The 17,586-nt window shown below is 40.8% G+C and carries 19 protein-coding genes and 1 pseudogene; 3 read left to right on the top strand and 17 right to left on the bottom strand.

The window, feature by feature from the left end:
• Positions 1 to 53 precede the first annotated feature (53 nt).
• The 13 genes and pseudogenes from JQ841_RS07735 to JQ841_RS07675 all read right to left on the bottom strand — a co-directional run bounded on the left by JQ841_RS07735 (position 54) and on the right by JQ841_RS07675 (position 12,903).
• On the bottom strand, positions 54 to 2,600 hold the full coding sequence (locus tag JQ841_RS07735; protein WP_203180578.1) for a M1 family metallopeptidase: 2,547 nt from the start codon (positions 2,598 to 2,600) through the stop codon (positions 54 to 56).
• Between the two features lie 121 nt (positions 2,601 to 2,721).
• Entirely contained in the window at positions 2,722 to 3,162 is a 441-nt protein-coding gene (locus JQ841_RS07730) for an ASCH domain-containing protein (protein ID WP_203180577.1), read from the bottom strand.
• Positions 3,137 to 4,006, bottom strand: a complete 870-nt coding sequence (locus tag JQ841_RS07725; protein ID WP_203180708.1) for a putative PEP-binding protein — start codon at positions 4,004 to 4,006, stop codon at positions 3,137 to 3,139. The genes JQ841_RS07730 and JQ841_RS07725 overlap by 26 nt, the downstream gene beginning before the upstream one ends.
• A pseudogene (locus JQ841_RS07720) lies at positions 3,984 to 4,130 on the bottom strand (NUDIX hydrolase); the annotation flags it as partial. The pseudogene JQ841_RS07720 and the gene JQ841_RS07725, both read right to left, overlap by 23 nt.
• Positions 4,131 to 4,134: 4 nt before the next feature.
• Positions 4,135 to 4,833, bottom strand: coding sequence for a 3-oxoacyl-ACP reductase (locus tag JQ841_RS07715; RefSeq protein WP_203180576.1), 699 nt, complete (start codon positions 4,831 to 4,833; stop codon positions 4,135 to 4,137).
• A complete protein-coding gene (locus JQ841_RS07710; protein ID WP_000141924.1) occupies positions 4,826 to 5,062 on the bottom strand; it encodes a DUF2829 domain-containing protein in 237 nt (78 codons plus the stop codon). The genes JQ841_RS07715 and JQ841_RS07710 overlap by 8 nt, the downstream gene beginning before the upstream one ends.
• 97 nt (positions 5,063 to 5,159) lie before the next feature.
• Positions 5,160 to 6,086, bottom strand: a complete 927-nt coding sequence (locus tag JQ841_RS07705; protein WP_203180575.1) for an aldo/keto reductase — start codon at positions 6,084 to 6,086, stop codon at positions 5,160 to 5,162.
• Between the two features lie 74 nt (positions 6,087 to 6,160).
• Entirely contained in the window at positions 6,161 to 6,976 is an 816-nt protein-coding gene (locus tag JQ841_RS07700; RefSeq protein ID WP_070527202.1) for a hypothetical protein, read from the bottom strand.
• A complete protein-coding gene (locus JQ841_RS07695) occupies positions 6,973 to 7,299 on the bottom strand; it encodes a PadR family transcriptional regulator (RefSeq protein WP_000665423.1) in 327 nt (108 codons plus the stop codon). Before JQ841_RS07695 ends, JQ841_RS07700 begins: the two co-directional genes overlap by 4 nt.
• 328 nt (positions 7,300 to 7,627) lie before the next feature.
• Complete coding sequence (gene metG / locus JQ841_RS07690) at positions 7,628 to 9,625, bottom strand: methionine--tRNA ligase (protein ID WP_203180574.1); 1,998 nt, start codon at positions 9,623 to 9,625, stop codon at positions 7,628 to 7,630.
• Positions 9,626 to 9,748: 123 nt separating this feature from the next.
• Entirely contained in the window at positions 9,749 to 11,008 is a 1,260-nt protein-coding gene (locus tag JQ841_RS07685) for an ABC transporter permease (RefSeq protein WP_203180573.1), read from the bottom strand.
• A 1-nt stretch (position 11,009) separates the two neighbouring features.
• Positions 11,010 to 11,711 carry an ABC transporter ATP-binding protein gene (locus JQ841_RS07680; protein WP_203180572.1) on the bottom strand — a complete coding sequence of 234 codons (702 nt, stop codon included), beginning with the start codon at positions 11,709 to 11,711 and terminating at the stop codon, positions 11,010 to 11,012.
• Complete coding sequence (locus JQ841_RS07675; RefSeq protein ID WP_203180707.1) at positions 11,695 to 12,903, bottom strand: efflux RND transporter periplasmic adaptor subunit; 1,209 nt, start codon at positions 12,901 to 12,903, stop codon at positions 11,695 to 11,697. Before JQ841_RS07675 ends, JQ841_RS07680 begins: the two co-directional genes overlap by 17 nt.
• 290 nt (positions 12,904 to 13,193) lie before the next feature.
• Between JQ841_RS07675 and gor the strand changes: the two genes are divergently transcribed.
• Positions 13,194 to 14,540 (top strand): glutathione-disulfide reductase, encoded by a 1,347-nt coding sequence (gene gor / locus JQ841_RS07670; RefSeq protein WP_125447780.1) that lies wholly within the window; start codon positions 13,194 to 13,196, stop codon positions 14,538 to 14,540.
• Between the two features lie 188 nt (positions 14,541 to 14,728).
• Positions 14,729 to 15,265: a biotin transporter BioY gene (locus JQ841_RS07665; protein ID WP_203180571.1), complete on the top strand. Its 537-nt coding sequence runs from the start codon at positions 14,729 to 14,731 to the stop codon at positions 15,263 to 15,265.
• A gap of 53 nt (positions 15,266 to 15,318) precedes the next feature.
• On the opposite strand, the gene JQ841_RS07660 is transcribed toward JQ841_RS07665, so the two are convergent.
• Complete coding sequence (locus JQ841_RS07660) at positions 15,319 to 15,534, bottom strand: YdbC family protein (protein ID WP_000807422.1); 216 nt, start codon at positions 15,532 to 15,534, stop codon at positions 15,319 to 15,321.
• Positions 15,535 to 15,632: 98 nt separating this feature from the next.
• On the opposite strand from JQ841_RS07660, the gene JQ841_RS07655 reads away from it, so the two are divergent.
• Positions 15,633 to 15,953, top strand: a complete 321-nt coding sequence (locus JQ841_RS07655) for a hypothetical protein (protein ID WP_203180570.1) — start codon at positions 15,633 to 15,635, stop codon at positions 15,951 to 15,953.
• A 30-nt stretch (positions 15,954 to 15,983) separates the two neighbouring features.
• Here the strand turns inward: JQ841_RS07655 and JQ841_RS07650 are convergent, their stop codons facing one another.
• From JQ841_RS07650 to rimM, 3 genes are read right to left on the bottom strand one after another with little or no spacing between them, the layout of a single operon-like run.
• A complete protein-coding gene (locus JQ841_RS07650) occupies positions 15,984 to 16,322 on the bottom strand; it encodes an ATP cone domain-containing protein (protein WP_001196039.1) in 339 nt (112 codons plus the stop codon).
• Between the two features lie 11 nt (positions 16,323 to 16,333).
• The gene (gene trmD / locus JQ841_RS07645; RefSeq protein ID WP_000686915.1) at positions 16,334 to 17,053 is read right to left on the bottom strand and encodes a tRNA (guanosine(37)-N1)-methyltransferase TrmD; all 720 of its coding nucleotides are present in this window, start codon (positions 17,051 to 17,053) and stop codon (positions 16,334 to 16,336) included.
• Positions 17,043 to 17,561: a ribosome maturation factor RimM gene (rimM, locus tag JQ841_RS07640; protein ID WP_045611339.1), complete on the bottom strand. Its 519-nt coding sequence runs from the start codon at positions 17,559 to 17,561 to the stop codon at positions 17,043 to 17,045. Before rimM ends, trmD begins: the two co-directional genes overlap by 11 nt.
• Positions 17,562 to 17,586 lie beyond the last annotated feature (25 nt).

Below are 17,586 nucleotides of genomic sequence, written 5' to 3'. Positions count from 1 at the left end.
ACTCTCTGCATTTTACATGAGATAGCTGAGTTTTCTTTTTATTTTAGGCTTATTTATGCATTTCCGTATTGAAGAACGACTGCTTCCACTGCAGCTTTTTCACGGTTAATCAAGTCAACACGCGCTGCAATTTCCTTAATTCCCATACCGATGTTACGGCTAAGAGCAAGGTCAGAAAGTTGTGGCTCAAAGAATTCCTTGTACTCTGCCAAGCGTTGCTGAGTCTTAAATACGTGAGCAGGAAGTATAACAAAGCTATCAAAGCTCATATCTCCACCAAGAGCTGCCTTAATCCAAGCCCAGTTTTCACGAGCCCAAGACCATGCTGTTTCCTGAGTTGCTTGATGGCTTAAGAACTGGAAGTACCAAGCAGACAAGTCTTGTGGTTTGACCACAAATTTGTCCTTCCAAGAAATAATCAAGGTTTGGATATTGTCCGCATCTGTACTGTAAGCAAGAGCAGCTGCCAACTGACGTTTAAAGACAGCATCTGTTGCGTGAGTATAAGTATCAAGATAAAGTGCTAACAAGTCTTTAGTCTCATGATGTTTCATCTCATTGATCAGAACTTGTGAGCGAATTGCTGCTGGGAGTCCTGCAAGATTCTCCTTGTGAGCCGCGAAGATTTGGCTAGCGACTTGACTAGCTTCTGCATCATTTGAGCGAATCATCATAGAAACAGCCAACTGACGAACCAATTCATCCTCATATGATTCTCCGTCTTTAGCTTCAAAACCAAGACGGTCATAATTATGACGAGCCAATTTAGCAACCAGACTGTTAAAGGCTTTCTCAGCTTCTGTACCTTCATCGATAAAGCGCTCAAGGGCAGAAATTACTTGAGAGACAGCTGAAACGACAAGGTAAGATTCTTCCTTAGCAAGTTTATCAAGGACTGGAAGCAAGTCTGCATAAGAAATGTGCCCTGCTTCAGCAAGCAGACGACGTTCTTGAACAATCTGCAATTTACTTGTGTTATCAAGCTCAACTAGGTCAGCAAGAACAGCATCTAACAAGTCTCCTTGATAGTCTGTAATGTAGTGGGCTGTATTTTCAGTGTTGAGACGAAGAGCTCCTTCATTTTCAGCAAGAAGAGCTGCGTAGCCAGGGATTTCGATACTTTCAGTTTCAAGTGTATCTGGCAAGCCTTTCCAGTTGCTGTTGAGTGGTACAACCCAGAGACGGTTCTTGTCTTCGTGCTCACCGATGAAGAATTGTTTTTGTGAAATCTTCAAGACATCATTTTCAACTTTGACAGTGAGAACTGGATAACCAGGTTGTTCCAACCAAGAATCCATGAAGGCTGCGACATCACGTCCAGACGCTTGACCAAGAGCATCCCAAAGGTCACGACCAATTGTATTGCTGTATTGATGTTTTTCAAAGTAGGCATGCAAACCTTTGGCAAAATCGGCATCACCTAGCCAACGACGAAGCATGTGCATGAGACGGCTTCCTTTGGCATAGACGATAGCCCCGTCAAAGAGCGTATTGATTTCATCTGGGTGTTTGACTTCGACGTGAACAGACTGTACGCCATCAGTCGCGTCACGTTTCAAGGCAGACGGAACACCACCTGTTTGGAAATCTTCAAAGATATTCCAGCTTGGTTCAATAGCATCCACACAGACGTACTCCATCATGTTAGCAAAGCTTTCATTGAGCCAAAGGTCATCCCACCATTTCATAGTAACAAGGTTACCAAACCACTGGTGAGCCAATTCATGTGCCACAACAAGGGCAACTTGTTGACGGCTAGCAAATGTTGAGTTCTCATCCACAACCAAGTAAACTTCGCGATAAGTTACAAGACCCCAGTTTTCCATAGCACCAGCTGAGAAGTCAGGAAGGGCGATATGGAGAGATTGAGGGATTGGGTATTTAACACCGTAGTAATCTTCGTAAAACTCGATAGAGCGAACAGCGATATCCAGCGAGAAATCAAGGTTAGATAGTGGGTGTGCTTTGGTTGAATAAATACCTACGAGGGTACCGTTTTTAGTTTTAGCCGTCACACCTTGCAAATCACCCGCAACAAAGGCTAACAAGTAAGAAGACATGCGAGGTGTTGTTTCAAACTTCCAGATACCTGTTTCCTTACGGTTTTCAATATCAATTTCTGGCATGTTAGACAAGGCCAATTCATCTTCTGCTTGGTCAAAACGTAGAGAGAGGTCAAAAGTTGCTTTAGCTTCTGGCTCATCCACACATGGGAAGGCTTCGCGCGCAAAATGGCTCTCAAATTGAGTAGACAAGACCTCCTTCTTCACTCCATCAACTGTGTAATAAGAAGGGTATATCCCTGTCATGTTGTCTGTAATTTTCCCTGAGAAAGCGATAACCACTTCAACTTGACCTGCTTCAGCAAGTTCAATATGAAGGGCTTCATTGTCATGGTCAACTGTAAATGGGCGAGCTTGACCTGCAACTTCTACAGTGGCGATTTCCAAGTCTTTTTGGTGGAGGGAAATACGGTCACTCTGTGCTTGACCAGTGATGGTCACTTTCCCTGAAAACGTCTTAGTCTCACGACTCAAATCTAAAAATAAATCATAATGTTCAGGAACAAATTGCTTAATAAAATGTTCAACTGCTTGCATAGTTTTCTCCTATCTAAGTTTAAGAGCTAGAGCTCTTCTTCAAACAAACTTATTATATCATGTTTTGCTTGAGAAAAAAGGATTGGACGGTGATTTCCAAAACTTTCTTCCGTCTAACAGTCTACAGTGGGTAGACCTTGTGAAATTCTTCTAGAACAACCTTGCTTTCAGGTGTAAAAATCAGTCCTGCTTCTCTCAGCCACTCGGCGAAACAATCCTCATGAACCTGACGCCAATAGGCTAGGGATTTGTCACCTTCCCCTTCCTTAAAGGCATGGTCAGCAGAAACTTGATTGTAGGGCTGGACAGAAACCTTTATAATTTTGACAATACAGACAGCCTGATTTTGACTGTCTAAAATGACATCAAAGGTCCCTTCTTGAGGAAGAGACTCGGCTTCTAGTGCATAGAGGTCGTAGGTTGAGGCTGTTGCAGTCTTTTCGCCTTTTAAAACCAAATCTGCTAAAAGATCTGGTTCCACTCCAAAAGCCCAAGCATCGATTTCATCTCCTATAGAGGGGTTAATTTTCTTGTAGTCATTCCACATTTCTTGCGGTGTCATGGGTGCTCCTTTGTAATTTTTTACTTTCTTCTTTTATGTGTTTAAGATGATCTGGATGGTCAATTTCTAAATCAAAAATCTCTAGAATAGAACTGTAGTGAATAATGCACTTGATACTCAACTGATTCATTTTTTGTATGAAAGAATCATTCAGATAGCCTGCTACAGCAAAGTCAATCTTTTTCATCCTTGCTTTATCCTGCATCTGTCTTAGCATATCTAACATTATTGGATTTTCCATATCATGCCATTGACTGTTTCTCACAGTGGCAAAAATAAAAGAAGTCAAATCATTCATTCCAACTACAATCTTTGAAATGCCCGTTTCCAGTATACTAGATAAGTCAAAATACGCTGACGGTAATTCAATCATCGTTCCAATTTTTCCAGTGAAACCCTGCTGACGCAATACTGTGATAGCTTGCTTTAACTGCTCAGCATCATTGACAAAAGGAAAGATAGCAGATAGATTGGGATTGTTTTGATAAACTTCTGTAACGACATGTGCTTCAGCCTGAAATTCATCCGGACACGCCAGCAAACGCCTAGTTCCTCTATATCCAAATAAGGGATGATTTTCATCAAAATACTCTTTAGTCCCCTTTAGACAATTAGCTTCTGTATTTGTTAATTCAGAAAAACGATACCAAACTTCTTCATCTGAGTACAGGGAGCAGATAGTCTCTAGATAATCTTTTACAAATTGCTGACAACTTGCTAATATGATGTTTTGATTAAGCTCTCTCAACAAGTATTCCCCACGAATCATGCCAACATGATGAAATAGTTGTGGGTAAACTTTTTCATCAAGTTTTTCTCCACTAAGAGCAAGTTGCTTCCTCATCATTCACCTTCCAATTCATGTAAGAAGTCTTGTCCAGTTCTGGAAATCCTAATAATTCAGACTTAACCTTCAAGACTAATGGCGATGCATTTTCTTCTGTGATCTCTTGAATATCCATCCAAATCCTCCTACTTCAAAGACCAGCCACCATCTATTGTCAGAATTTGTCCCTGCATGGCGCTTGCCCTCCCACTTGCTAAGAAAAGGCTGATTTCTGCTATTTCCTCTGGCTCAATCCAGCGTTTGATTGGCGTTTCACTAGCCACCCAGTCCGCTAAACCACCTGGCTCAAAATCCGCAGCTGTCATAGCTGTCTTGACAGCACCTGGAGCAATACCAAAGACCTGAATACCAGCTTCAGCATAGTCTAAAGCCAACTGCTTGGTAAATCCAGCCAAAGCATGCTTAGATGAAGTATAGGCGTGTCCTCCACCGCCTGCTAGGCTAGAAGCAATAGAACACATATTGATGATGATACCCTTTTTATTTTCCAACATTTGTGTCAAATAATAGCGAGTCAACTCAACAGGAGTCATATAGTTGATTTCAAAAATCTCTTGAATTTCCTGCGCTGTTTGTCCCAACAGTGGTTTGTAATCATCCAAAACTCCCGCAGTATTACACAAAACATCCACACAAGGACACCAGTCAAAAATAGGTTCCAAGTCCAAGGTCAAATCTCTCTGTAAAAAGTGGAAATCACCCTGTAAGAGTGGATTTTCACCTTGGTCCACTCCATAAACTTGATAGTCATTCTCTAAAAAAAGCTGAGCTTGAGCCAGGCCAATTCCTGAACTCACCCCTGTAATGAGTACACGTTTAGTCATGCACTTCTACCCAATCCGTCGCCAAAACATCACAAGGTGTCGGACTCCACATGGAAAAACCTTCTCCCTCCCCAGAAACGTTGATTAGGAAATAAGGTGTCACTTCAAGTGCAACCCCGTTTTGTTCAATGGTGTCAAAAAGCTGCACATAGTTTTCAGCACCTCCCCAACCAGTACGTACATATTTTTTCTTATCCTTTAACCCCGGTAGAATTTCTTCAAATGTCATGTTTTTCTCCTTTAATTCTAAATTCTTAGTTTAATTATAACAAAAAACCGTTTTCCAACGGCTTTTTTGACTGTGATTTATTTACATCTGCTTCTACTTACGGCAAATTATTCCCTGCTGCAAGATAAATTTCATACCATTCTTTTCTTGTTAAGCTAAAGTTTGCCGCTTGGCTAACTTCTCTCAAGTGATTAGGATTTGTTGTACCTACGACTGCCTGCATTTTTGCTGGATAACGCAATATCCAAGAAATGGCAATAGTTGAAGAGGTTACTCCATATTTAATAGCTAAACGATCAAGTACTTGATTTAAAGCTTGAAATTTCTCATTTCCAACAAAATTCCCTTTAAAATACCCAAATTGTAAGACAGACCATGCTTGAATGACCACATCGTGTAATTTGCAATATTCAAAAATGCTACCATCTCGCATAGCTGCTTGACTATCTTCCATATTAACATGAAAACCTGATTCGAATCCTGGAGTAAAAGCCGCACTCAATTGTAGCTGATTAACAGTTAGAGGCTGCTTGACATCTTTTTTAAGTAACTCCATCATCATAGGATTTTGATTAGAAACTCCAAAATTTCGGACCTTACCTTGTTTATAAAGGAGATCAAAGGCTTCTGCTACTTGGTCAGATTCCATCAAAGCATCTGGTCGATGAAGAAGCAAGCTATCTAGATGATCAATCTTCAATCTTTGCAAAATTCCGTCAACTGATTTTATAATATAGTCCTTAGAAAAATCAAAATAGGTAAATTCTTCAATGCGAATGCCACATTTGGACTGAATCCACATCTTTTCTCTTAAATCTGGACGATTTTTTAGGACAAGACCTAACAGTTCTTCACAACGACCACGACCATAAATATCAGCCAAGTCAAAAGCATTGATTCCAACAGACAGTGCTGTTTCTACAAGCTCTTCAACTTCTTTTACAGACTTATCTTTTATTCTCATCATTCCGAGAACAATTTCTGATAATTCTTTGTCATCTTGACCAAGAGTTATGTATCTCATCAAATTTTTCTCCTTAAATTTCTAACATTCTTCCCTTCATTATAACAAAAAACCGCTTTGCAACGGCTTTTTGACTATATTTCACTCCATTTTATCTTCTTAAACCCACGGAACAAGACAAAGATTCCAATAAAGAGGACAGCTAAAGGAAGGATTTTTGTAAGGAAAACATTTGAAATTCCCATCCACTCATAGTAACGGAGCAGAGAGCCTACAACAAGATGGGCAATAATCATACTAACAAATGGACGAAAAACCGCTTCTTTCCAATTCCAAATACTGATGACTAGGGAAAGCGTAAAGACAAGGAAACTATCCCAGGGAGCAGGAAGATAAAAGTCTCCTTCTTGTATGAAACTTCCCATTCCTACATATCCTAGAACAACTAGCAGAACAAGAATCCCAACGATAATATAGGTGCCAATTTTCATTTTAGGAGAATCTTGGACTAAACTTTTTCGTAAGATTGTAGCCACAAGTCCAAATCCGATCAGAAAAAGAAGAAGTTGCCCTAAAAATGTGAGTAAATTGACTGTTAAGAGAGGACCTTTAGAAAAATCACTTAGTAGTTGATAATAACGTAATACCGCTAGGACAAGAATTGGTGTCAAAAGGGACTCTTTGATAGAACTGCGTGGCGCTTCCTTGAGTATCTCTTTCATTATTGTTTTAGGATTCTTACCTAGATAATCCTCAGCACTCATCCCGTCTCGTTCTGCTTCTGAAAAATCTAGCATCATCAAATAGATCTGCTCTCTGAGATAGTCCTCATCATAGAGAAATCCAGCAAGGTTAAAACTATCCCACAGTTCCTCAAAATACTGCTGATTGTCCTCAGAAAACTCATGCAACAAAGCGCTTGTTTCTTCATAATACTTCATTTTCTTCATGGTTTACCCCCATTCTTAATTCCTTCTACTTTTTGACTCAAATCGTCCCATTGTTGCCAAAAAACCGAGACACGCTCTTCTCCTTCTTTAGTTAATGAAAAATACTTCCGATCTGGACCATCTGGCGACGGACGCATGTCGCCTCTTATCCATTGATTTTTTTCTAACTTTTGCAACAAAGGATAAATAGTTCCTGGAACGATAGTATCAAATCCAGCCTCTCGTAGAGTCTGAACCAACTCATAACCATATCGCTCTTTTTGACCAATCATATCCAAGACACAACCTTCAAGAACACCTTTTAATAGTTGAGTTTCCTTCATCCCTTCCCCCTTCTATCTATTTTGTAATACCTACTAGTAGCTTCATCTATAATATACCACTTCCACACTAGTTTGTAAAACATAATAGTTAATACTCTTCGAAAATCTCTTCAAACCACGTCAGCGTCGCCTTGCCGTATGTATGGTTACTGACTTGGTCAGTTTCATCTACAACCTCAAAATCATGTTTTGATCTGACTTCGTCAGTTCTATCTACAACCTTAAAGCAGTGTCTTGAGCAACTTGCGGCTAGTTTCCTAGTTTGCTCTTTGATTTTCATTGAGTGTAAATAAAAAACAGAACTAGCATGAACTAGTCCTGTCTATTGTTACCCAATCACACTTCCATTCGGTACAGCTGGATCAACTGTGAGAAGGGTTAATTTTCCATCATGTTCAGCTGATAGGATCATACCTTGGCTGACATATTTCTTCATCATTTTACGTGGTTTGAGATTGGCAACGATTTGGACTTTCTTGCCGACCAATTCTTGTTCGTTTGGATAGTATTTTGCAATTCCTGAGAGGATTTGACGATCTTGACCATCACCAGCATCCAAGCGGAATTGAAGCAACTTATCTGAACCTTCTACTTTAGACACTTCTTTGACTTCTGCGACACGGATTTCGACCTTGTCAAAATCTTCAAACTTGATTTCTTCCTTGTTTAGTTTGAGTTCAACTTCGTCTGGGTTCCACTCTTTTTCGACTGCTGGTTTGTTGCCTTCCATTTGTTCCTTGATATAGGCGATTTCTTCTTCCATATCCAGACGTGGGAAGATTGGTGTTCCTTTGGCAACTACAGTCACATCTTCTGGGAAGTCAACCAAGTTCAAGTTTTCAAGGCTCGCTACTTCTTCTAAGCCAAGTTGATTCAAGACTGCACGACTGGTTTCCATCATAAATGGCTCAATCAAGTGAGCAACGACACGAAGGCTAGCTGCCAAGTGACTCATGACACTTGCCAATTGATCGCGAAGTGCTTCATCCTTAGCCAAGACCCATGGTGCGGTCTCATCGATGTATTTATTAGTACGTGAAATAAGAGTCCATACTGCTTCTAGGGCACGTGGGTAGTCAACTGCTTCCATGTAGGTGTGGTAGTCAGCGATTGATTGTTCTGCAACGTCAGCAAGAGCATGGTCAAACTCTGTTACACCCTCTACATAGGCAGGGACTTGCCCGCCAAAGTACTTATTAATCATAGAAACCGTACGGTTGAGGAGGTTTCCAAGGTCATTGGCCAATTCGTAGTTGATACGGCCTACATAGTCTTCAGGAGTGAAGGTTCCGTCTGAACCAACTGGAAGGCTACGCATGAGATAGTAACGAAGTGGATCTAGTCCATAACGCTCTACCAACATTTCAGGGTAAACGACATTCCCTTTAGATTTAGACATTTTGCCGTCTTTCATGACGAACCAACCGTGAGCAATCAAACGATCTGGCAATTTGATATCCAACATCATAAGAAGGATTGGCCAGTAGATTGAGTGGAAACGAAGGATGTCTTTTCCTACCATGTGGAAGACTGTGCCATTCCAGAATTTGTCAAAGTTACCATGTTCATCTTGACCGTATCCAAGCGCTGTCGCATAGTTAAGAAGGGCATCAATCCAAACGTATACAACGTGTTTAGGATTTGATGGTACCGGCACACCCCATGTAAAGGTTGTACGAGAAACCGCCAAATCCTCTAAACCTGGCTCAATAAAGTTGCGAAGCATTTCATTCAGACGACCATCTGGAGTGATAAATTCAGGATGAGCTTTGAAAAATTCCACCAGACGATCTTGGTATTTGCTGAGGCGAAGGAAGTATGATTCTTCAGAAACCCATTCCACTTCGTGACCTGATGGAGCAATACCGCCAGTTACATTTCCAGCTTCATCACGGAATACTTCTGCGAGCTGGCTTTCTGTAAAGAATTCCTCATCTGAAACTGAATACCAACCAGAGTATTCACCCAAATAGATGTCATCTTGAGCCAGCAAGCGTTCAAAGACTTGTGCGACAACTTTTTCATGGTAGTCATCAGTTGTACGGATAAATTTATCGTATGAGATATCTAGTAATTGCCAGAGTTCTTTGACTCCAACTGCCATCCCATCAACATAGGCTTGAGGTGTAATGCCAGCTTCTTCTGCTTTCTGCTGGATTTTCTGACCGTGCTCATCAAGACCTGTCAGATAAAAGACATCGTAACCCATCAGGCGTTTGTAACGGGCTAGGACATCACAGGCGATGGTTGTGTAGGCAGAACCAATATGAAGTTTACCAGATGGATAGTAAATCGGTGTTGTAATATAAAAATTCTTTTCAGACATAATTTTTCCTTTCCAGGCAAATGAAACCTGTTTTTCTAACACTTCATTATATCACATTTTTAATGATTTTCGATAGGGAAATCCATACAAAAACAAGATAGACAAGTGTCCATCTTGTTTAACTTATTCATAACGAAGGGCTTCAATTGGATCAAGTTTCGAAGCCTTGTTGGCTGGCAAAACTCCAAAAATCATACCCACGCTAGCCGAAACTGCAAGACTAAATAGGGCAACTGGGATTGATACTCCCACTTCTATACCCGCAATCAAACCTTGCAAGAGTATGCCAGCTATAGCGGTTAAGCCTGTCGCAATGGTTAAACCAATGACTCCACCAAGCAAGGTCAATATCATGGATTCAATCAAAAACTGGATTAAAATATTAGCACGTGTTGCACCCAAAGCCTTACGGAGACCAATCTCACGCGTACGCTCCGTCACCGAAACCAGCATGATGTTCATAACACCAGTCCCTCCAACAAAAAGGGAAATTCCTGCAATGGCACTAATAATCGTAGTTATAAAGCCGAACAATTGTTGTACTTCTTGGAAGGCTGCAGTCGCATCTGACACCTGATACTCCCCTTGCTGAAGACCAGCAATTTCGGTCAATTTTCTAGCTAATTCTGGTCCCACAGTTGGTGTCAAACTGGTATCATTGACACGGAAGACAATATCAGAAATTTCATCCATATTGAAGTTGTTGGCAAGAGAAATATTAGTCGTAATCGGAAGTCCACCAATACCAAAAGTCTTGGCAGTCTTGGCCTCATCGCTGGTATAGACACCAATGACACGATAGCTAAAGCCACCAACATCTATAACCTGGTTAACAGCTTCTTGAGCAGATCCAAACAGACTATTAGCAAGTTCTTGGTCTAGTAAAATGACACTGGCCACATCTTTATAATCCTGAGCTATGAAACTGCGGCCTGCAACAATTTCATTTTCAACCGCCTTCATGTAAGTAATATTTCCACCTGTCAAGCTAGCTCGCTCCACTTTTTTGTCTTTATAAGACAGGGTGGTATTGGTCGAGTTGGTTACATAGTAACTATCTACACCCTTAAGTTTGGCCGCCTCCTTGACCCAGGATTCTTGCGGTTTTGGCGGTTCAACATGGACTTCCTCTTCTTTACCAGAGACTGTCAAAGCTGATTGCTTTTGGGTAAAAGAACCATCTTTGCTTTTGATAGGCGAGAAAAAGACATGGATATTCTTCTGTGACTTGGTCATATTTTTATTAACCTGACGAGACATGGAATCTCCCAGAGCCATAATCACAACAACAGATGAAACACCAATGATAATCCCAATCATAGTGAGAAAAGAGCGCATCTTGTGGGCCATTATAGATGAAAAGGCAAATTTCAGATTCTGCATCTTAGTTTTCCTCCTTTTCTAACTGAGCACTGTCAGACGAAATAACTCCATCCCGAATGACAATCTGGCGTTTAGCATAAGCAGCGATTTCAGGCTCATGCGTTACCATAATAATTGTTTTTCCTTCATTATTCAGTTCAACTAATAATTGCATGATTTGGTTACCTGTTTTGGTATCCAAGGCTCCTGTCGGTTCGTCCGCTAGGATAATAGAAGGATTGTTTACCAAGGCACGCGCAATAGCTACACGTTGCTTTTGACCACCAGATAATTCCGAAGGTAAATGGTGACTTCGTTCTGTCAATTCAACCTTATCTAGATATTCCTCAGCTAACTTGCGCCGTTTTGAAGCTGAAACTCCTGCATAAATCAAGGGCAATTCTACATTTTGCAGAGCATTGAGTTTGGATAGAAGAAAGAACTGCTGAAAGACAAATCCGATTTGTTTGTTGCGGACCTTGGCTAGTTGTTTTTCACCAAGTCCAGCCACTTCTTGACCTTCAAGATAATACTCTCCACTGGTTGGTGTATCCAACATGCCAATCGTATTCATCAGCGTAGACTTACCAGAACCAGATGGTCCCATGATGGCAACAAATTCACCCTCATTCACTTCTAGGTTGATATTTTTGAGAACCTGCAGTTCTTGGTCGCCATTACGGTAGCTTCTGCAGATATTTTTTAGACTAATTAGTTGCTTCATCAGCCTTCACCTCTTTTCCTTCCTCTAGAGAAGACGTTGGGTTACTGATGACCTTGACTCCATTTGTCAGACCTGAAGTGATTTCTTGGTTGTCTGCATCAGCATTACCCAAACCAACTTCCACTTTCTTGGCCTTTTTCTGCTCGTCAAGCACCCAGACATAGTTCTTATCATTTTCAGTCACAACACTTGTTAGAGGAACCAAAATGGCTTTACTCTTATTCTTGACCTCAACACTTACTGAGAATCCTTGTTTCAAGTCACCGATTTCACTTGTAACATCGATGGTATATGGATATTTAGAACCAGAATTACCACCTGCTGCGGCAGTAGCTGCACTTGCTGCTTCGCCACTAGTTTTAGGATAGTCAGAAATGTAGCTAATCTTACCAGTCCAGCTCTTATCTTGGTAAACTTTAGAAGTAAAGGTTACTTCTTGTCCAACAGATAAATTGGCAAGGTTATATTCAGATAGTTCACCCTTAACTTGCAAGTTTTCATTACTTACGACATGAACGACTACTTGGCTAGCTCCAGTTGGAGATTTAGAAACATTGTGGTTGACTTCGACCACAGTTCCTTCTAGAGTGCTGAGAACCGTCATGGCATCCAACTGACTTTGAGCCTTACTTAATTGTGCTGCTGCATCTGCACGAGCATCACGCGCATCACCTAGTTGTGCATCAATAGATGATACTGCGTTTCCTGAGACTGGAGCTGGAGTCTGCCCTGCAGCTCCTTCGCCTCCTGCTGGCGTTGGCAACTGTGGAGCCGGAGCTGAAGCAGCTTCATTTCGTGCTTGATTTAGTTCGTTGATATGACGATCTGCCTTCGCAACTGCTCGACTCGCTGAATCATAGGCCGCCTGGGCTTCTGAACTACTGTACTTGACTAAAGCCTGTCCTTCGCTGACCTTATCACCCACAGAAACAAGGATTTCATCTAAATCTCCCTTACTAGCATCAAAATAAACATACTGTTCATTTTTTGCTGTTACTGTCCCTGACAATAAAACAGAGGATGCGACGCTTCCTTCCTTGGCAACAACAAGATGAGTAGGCTCATCTTTTACAGCAGTCTGAGAAGGTTGTCTAAAGAGTAAAATCCCCCCAGCACCTAATACAACTACACTGGCAGCACCGATTGCTGCATACAATTGCCATTTTTTAGCTTTACGATTCTTTTTCATAATGAAACTCCTTTTTGATTTAAAGTCCTTAACAATATTATATAAAAATTAGCAAATATAAACAATAACAGTTCAGAACGAAATAATGACATTTCAGGATCCACTTATTCTTCGGAATTTATTTTTATTGTTATTGTACTAGTTATATAATACACTTTATTTTCCCTTTTTGCAAGCCTTTTCTTTAATTTTTTTGAACGTAGCAGATTTTTGCAATCACATCAAAAAAAAGATAGAATATGACTATCAAAAAATGACACTCTACTATTTAAAGGAGTACAAAGGAGTTTTCAATGAGAGAATATGATATCATTGCTATCGGTGGAGGTAGCGGAGGAATTGCTACCATGAACCGTGCTGGTGAACACGGAGCCAAAGCGGCCGTTATTGAGGAAAAGAAACTAGGTGGAACCTGTGTCAACGTCGGTTGTGTTCCTAAGAAAATCATGTGGTACGGAGCACAAATTGCTGAGACTTTCCATCAATTTGGAGAAGACTACGGTTTTAAAACTACTGATCTTAACTTTGACTTTGCAACCCTACGTCGCAATCGTGAAGCCTACATCGATCGCGCTCGTTCTTCTTATGATGGCAGTTTTAAACGCAACGGTGTAGACTTGATTGAAGGTCATGCTGAATTTGTAGATTCTCATACTGTCAGCGTAAATGGTGAGCTGATTCGTGCTAAACATATCGTGATTGCTACTGGTGCCCATCCAAGTATTCCAAATATTCCTGGTGCTGAACTAGGTGGTTCTTCTGATGATGTATTTGCTTGGGAAGAATTGCCAGAGTCAGTTGCCATTCTAGGTGCCGGCTATATTGCTGTTGAATTGGCTGGTGTTCTCCACACTTTTGGTGTCAAGACAGATCTCTTTGTTCGCCGTGATCGTCCTTTACGTGGTTTTGATTCCTACATCGTTGAAGGTTTGGTAAAGGAAATGGAAAGAACAAACTTACCACTTCACACTCACAAAGTCCCTGTTAAGTTAGAAAAAACTGCTGAAGGCATTACCATTCATTTCGAAGATGGTACTAGTCACACAGCTAGTCAAGTTATCTGGGCTACTGGTCGCCGTCCAAACGTTAAGGGCTTGCAACTTGAAAAAGCTGGAGTAACTCTGAACGAACGTGGCTTTATCCAAGTAGATGAATACCAAAATACTGTTATTGAAGGAATCTACGCTCTAGGTGATGTAACAGGTGAAAAAGAACTAACTCCAGTTGCTATCAAAGCTGGACGTACCCTATCTGAACGTCTCTTTAACGGAAAAACTACTGCAAAAATGGATTACTCAACTATTCCAACTGTCGTCTTTTCACACCCTGCTATCGGAACTGTTGGTTTGACAGAAGAGCAAGCTATTAAAGAATACGGTCAAGACCAAATCAAGGTTTACAAATCAAGCTTTACGTCTATGTACTCTGCTTGCACTGACAACCGTCAAGAAACTCGTTTCAAATTGATTACAGCTGGTTCAGAAGAAAAAGTTGTCGGACTTCATGGAATTGGCTATGGTGTTGATGAAATGATTCAAGGATTTGCTGTTGCTATCAAAATGGGAGCAACCAAGGCCGACTTTGACGCAACCGTAGCGATTCACCCAACTGCATCTGAAGAATTTGTAACTATGCGTTAATCGAAAAAAAAGAAGCCGATACAAATGTGTCTGCTTCTTTTTTGATGTTTTACGAAATGATGAAAACAACTTACCCAGTCAGCAAATCGGCCGTTACAGTCTTTGTTACCTTGTTTTAAAAAATTGGTTGACAATAATTACTCCACGAGTATAATAGTTACTATACATCAGAAAAGAGGTTAACTATTTTGAAAAAAGCTCACGTTTATGCTATCCCTGCTATTGGGGCTGCTCTCATTGCTGTTTTGGCACAAATCAGTCTTCCAATTGGACCTGTTCCCTTCACTCTGCAAAACTTTGCAATCGGCTTGATTGCTACTGTCTTCAGACCGAGAGAGGCTGTACTTTCTGTTGGACTCTATCTTCTTCTAGGTGCTATCGGTCTTCCTGTCTTTGCAGGAGGTGGAGCTGGTTTTCAGGCTTTAGTTGGCCCTACTGCAGGCTATCTTTGGTTTTATCTTGTATACTCTGGACTTACTTCTTCCCTAACTAACAGCAAGAGTAGTGTTATCGAGATTTTTCTTGCAAACCTCTTGGGTGATGCCCTTGTCTTTATCGGAGGGATTCTTAGCTTGCATTTCCTAGCTGGAATGGCATTTGAAAAAGCTCTTGTTGTGGGGGTCATTCCCTTTATCATCCCAGATCTTGGTAAAATTATTGCTATTAGTTTTATTAGCCGTCCCTTACTTCAACGCCTTAAAAATCAGGCTTACTTTACTAACTAAAAAAGGATATCGAGTTGTCATGACTCAATATCCTTTTCTTTTATTTTGACAACTTAGTTACCTTTAAAGGCATCCACCATTGTTTGAAATTCTTCATTTGAGAGAGTAATTCCCTTGCCCATTTTAGTATGATCTGGGCTCCAAGCACGAATATCAAACTTTGCAGGAGCACCATTAAAGCTCACACGGTTGATTTCCTTAGTCCAACCTTTTTCGTTTTCAGAAAGAGTCAACAAGTGCTCTTCGATTTCAAATGTAAATTCTGCCATTTTCTTCTCCTTTTTTAGCTTTCATTTGATTATTCGTAAAATCTTGTAGATTTTAGGAAAATTTTATATAATATTGATATAAAAGAAGGGAGGTCACTATGAGACATAAATTCCAGCAAGTTCTAGATAAAATACATGACTTTTTAAATGGACATGACCAACCTGACCAGACTGAAAGCAACTCCCTTACAGCTACTATTGAAGAGGCTATCCAGAAACAAACCGCTGTTCACCTTATCTTGTCTGAGACAAGTTTTACAGGTGATATCATCAAATACGATCAACAACGCCAGCAAATTATCGTGAAAAATTTTGCCAAAAATGTGACCCGTATTATCCGCATAAACGACATTCAACGCCTGAGATTTGTCCCTTCAACTGTCCAAACAGCCCAAAAAAATAGATTTAAGAAAGAGTGAGATGTAGTTGCTTCATCCCACTCTTTTTTCTTAGCGAACTTGTTCAAAATGTAAATGAACAGCGATATGATCTCCATAACCACTTCTTTCCAAGTCACGTTGTAGACGATAGGAAATGTAGTGTTCTGCAATGGTAATGTAACCTGCACCCAATAAACGATGTTCAACCAAAGACTGAATCATGCTAATGGTAGCACGTTCCACCTTGGCCTCTTCCAAATCCAAAACCACTTTCTTAGTGACTTGTGCAAGGTTTTGACGCAAATCATCTGTCAATACATAGACAGTCTGGGCTGCCTTTAAGATAGCTTGATAAATCTTATCTGGATTAAATTCAGCAATTTCTCCATCACGTTTGATTACTTGCATAGGTTTCTCCTTTATTCTTTGTTTTCTTTGATTTCTGCCAGCATTTTTTCTTCTTCTGCTGTCAGTTGATAATGTTCAAGCAAATCCGGTCTGCGCTCATAAGTTTTCTTTAAACTCTCATACAGGCGCCACTGACGAATCTTTTCATGGTGCCCGCTCATCAGAACATCTGGGACAACCATGCCTCGATAATCATAGGGACGTGTGTACTGAGGGTATTCAAGAAGGCCTGAAGAAAAACTATCATCTTGGTGGCTAGACTCCTTGCCAATCACTTCTGGAATCAGGCGTACCGTAGCATCAATCATGGTCATGGCCGCCAATTCACCACCAGTCAGGACATAGTCCCCCAAAGAAATCTCATCTGTCACCAAGGTCTTAATACGCTCATCATACCCTTCGTAGTGACCACAGATAAAGATTAGCTCTTCCTCTTGAGCCAAATCCTCAGCATAAGCTTGATCAAACTGCTTTCCAGCAGGATCGAGGAGAATGACGCGCGGATTTTTCTTTTCAATAGCATCAAAGGCATCGAAAATGGGTTGGGCTCGGAGCAACATCCCCTGACCGCCTCCGTAGGGCTCATCGTCGACATGGCGGGCCTTTTCAGCATTTTCTCGAAAATTATGATACTGGATATCCAAGAGCCCCTTTTCTCGAGCCTTTCCAACGATTGAGTGCTCTAGCGGAGAAAACATCTCTGGAAAAAGGGTTAAAATATCAATCTTCATCGTCTAACCCTTCTAAGATTTCCACATCGACTCGGTTATTTGGAATATCAACATTGAGAATCACTGGTGGGATATAAGGCAAGAGCAAATCACGCTTGCCTTTTCGCTTGACCACCCAGACATCGTTAGCACCTGGTTGCAGGATTTCTTTGATGGTTCCAATCAAGTTATCACCCTCATAGACTTCCAAACCGATAATCTCGTGATAATAAAATTCACCATCGTCTAGGTCATTTAAATCTTCCTCAGCAACCTTGAGACTATATCCCTTGTACTTTTCAATAGCATTGATATGGTACATATCTTTGAATTTAATAATGTCAAAGTTCTTCTGTTTACGGTGGCTAGCGATGGTCACTGTTTGAACAAACTGATCTTTTTCATCAAACAAGGCCAGCTCAGCCCCTTTTTTAAACCGTTCTTCTGCAAAATCTGTCACAGACAAGACTCGCATCTCACCCTGCAAGCCCTGCGTATTGACGATTTTCCCAACATTAAAGTAGTTCATCTTGTCTCCTGTACTTTATTTCTAT

The organism is Streptococcus mitis, from assembly GCF_905187535.1.
In the GTDB taxonomy this organism is placed as follows: Bacteria; Bacillota; Bacilli; order Lactobacillales; family Streptococcaceae; genus Streptococcus; species Streptococcus mitis_BS.
The sequence above is the reverse complement of the archived record's forward strand: the minus strand, read 5'-3'. Positions and strand labels throughout refer to the sequence as shown.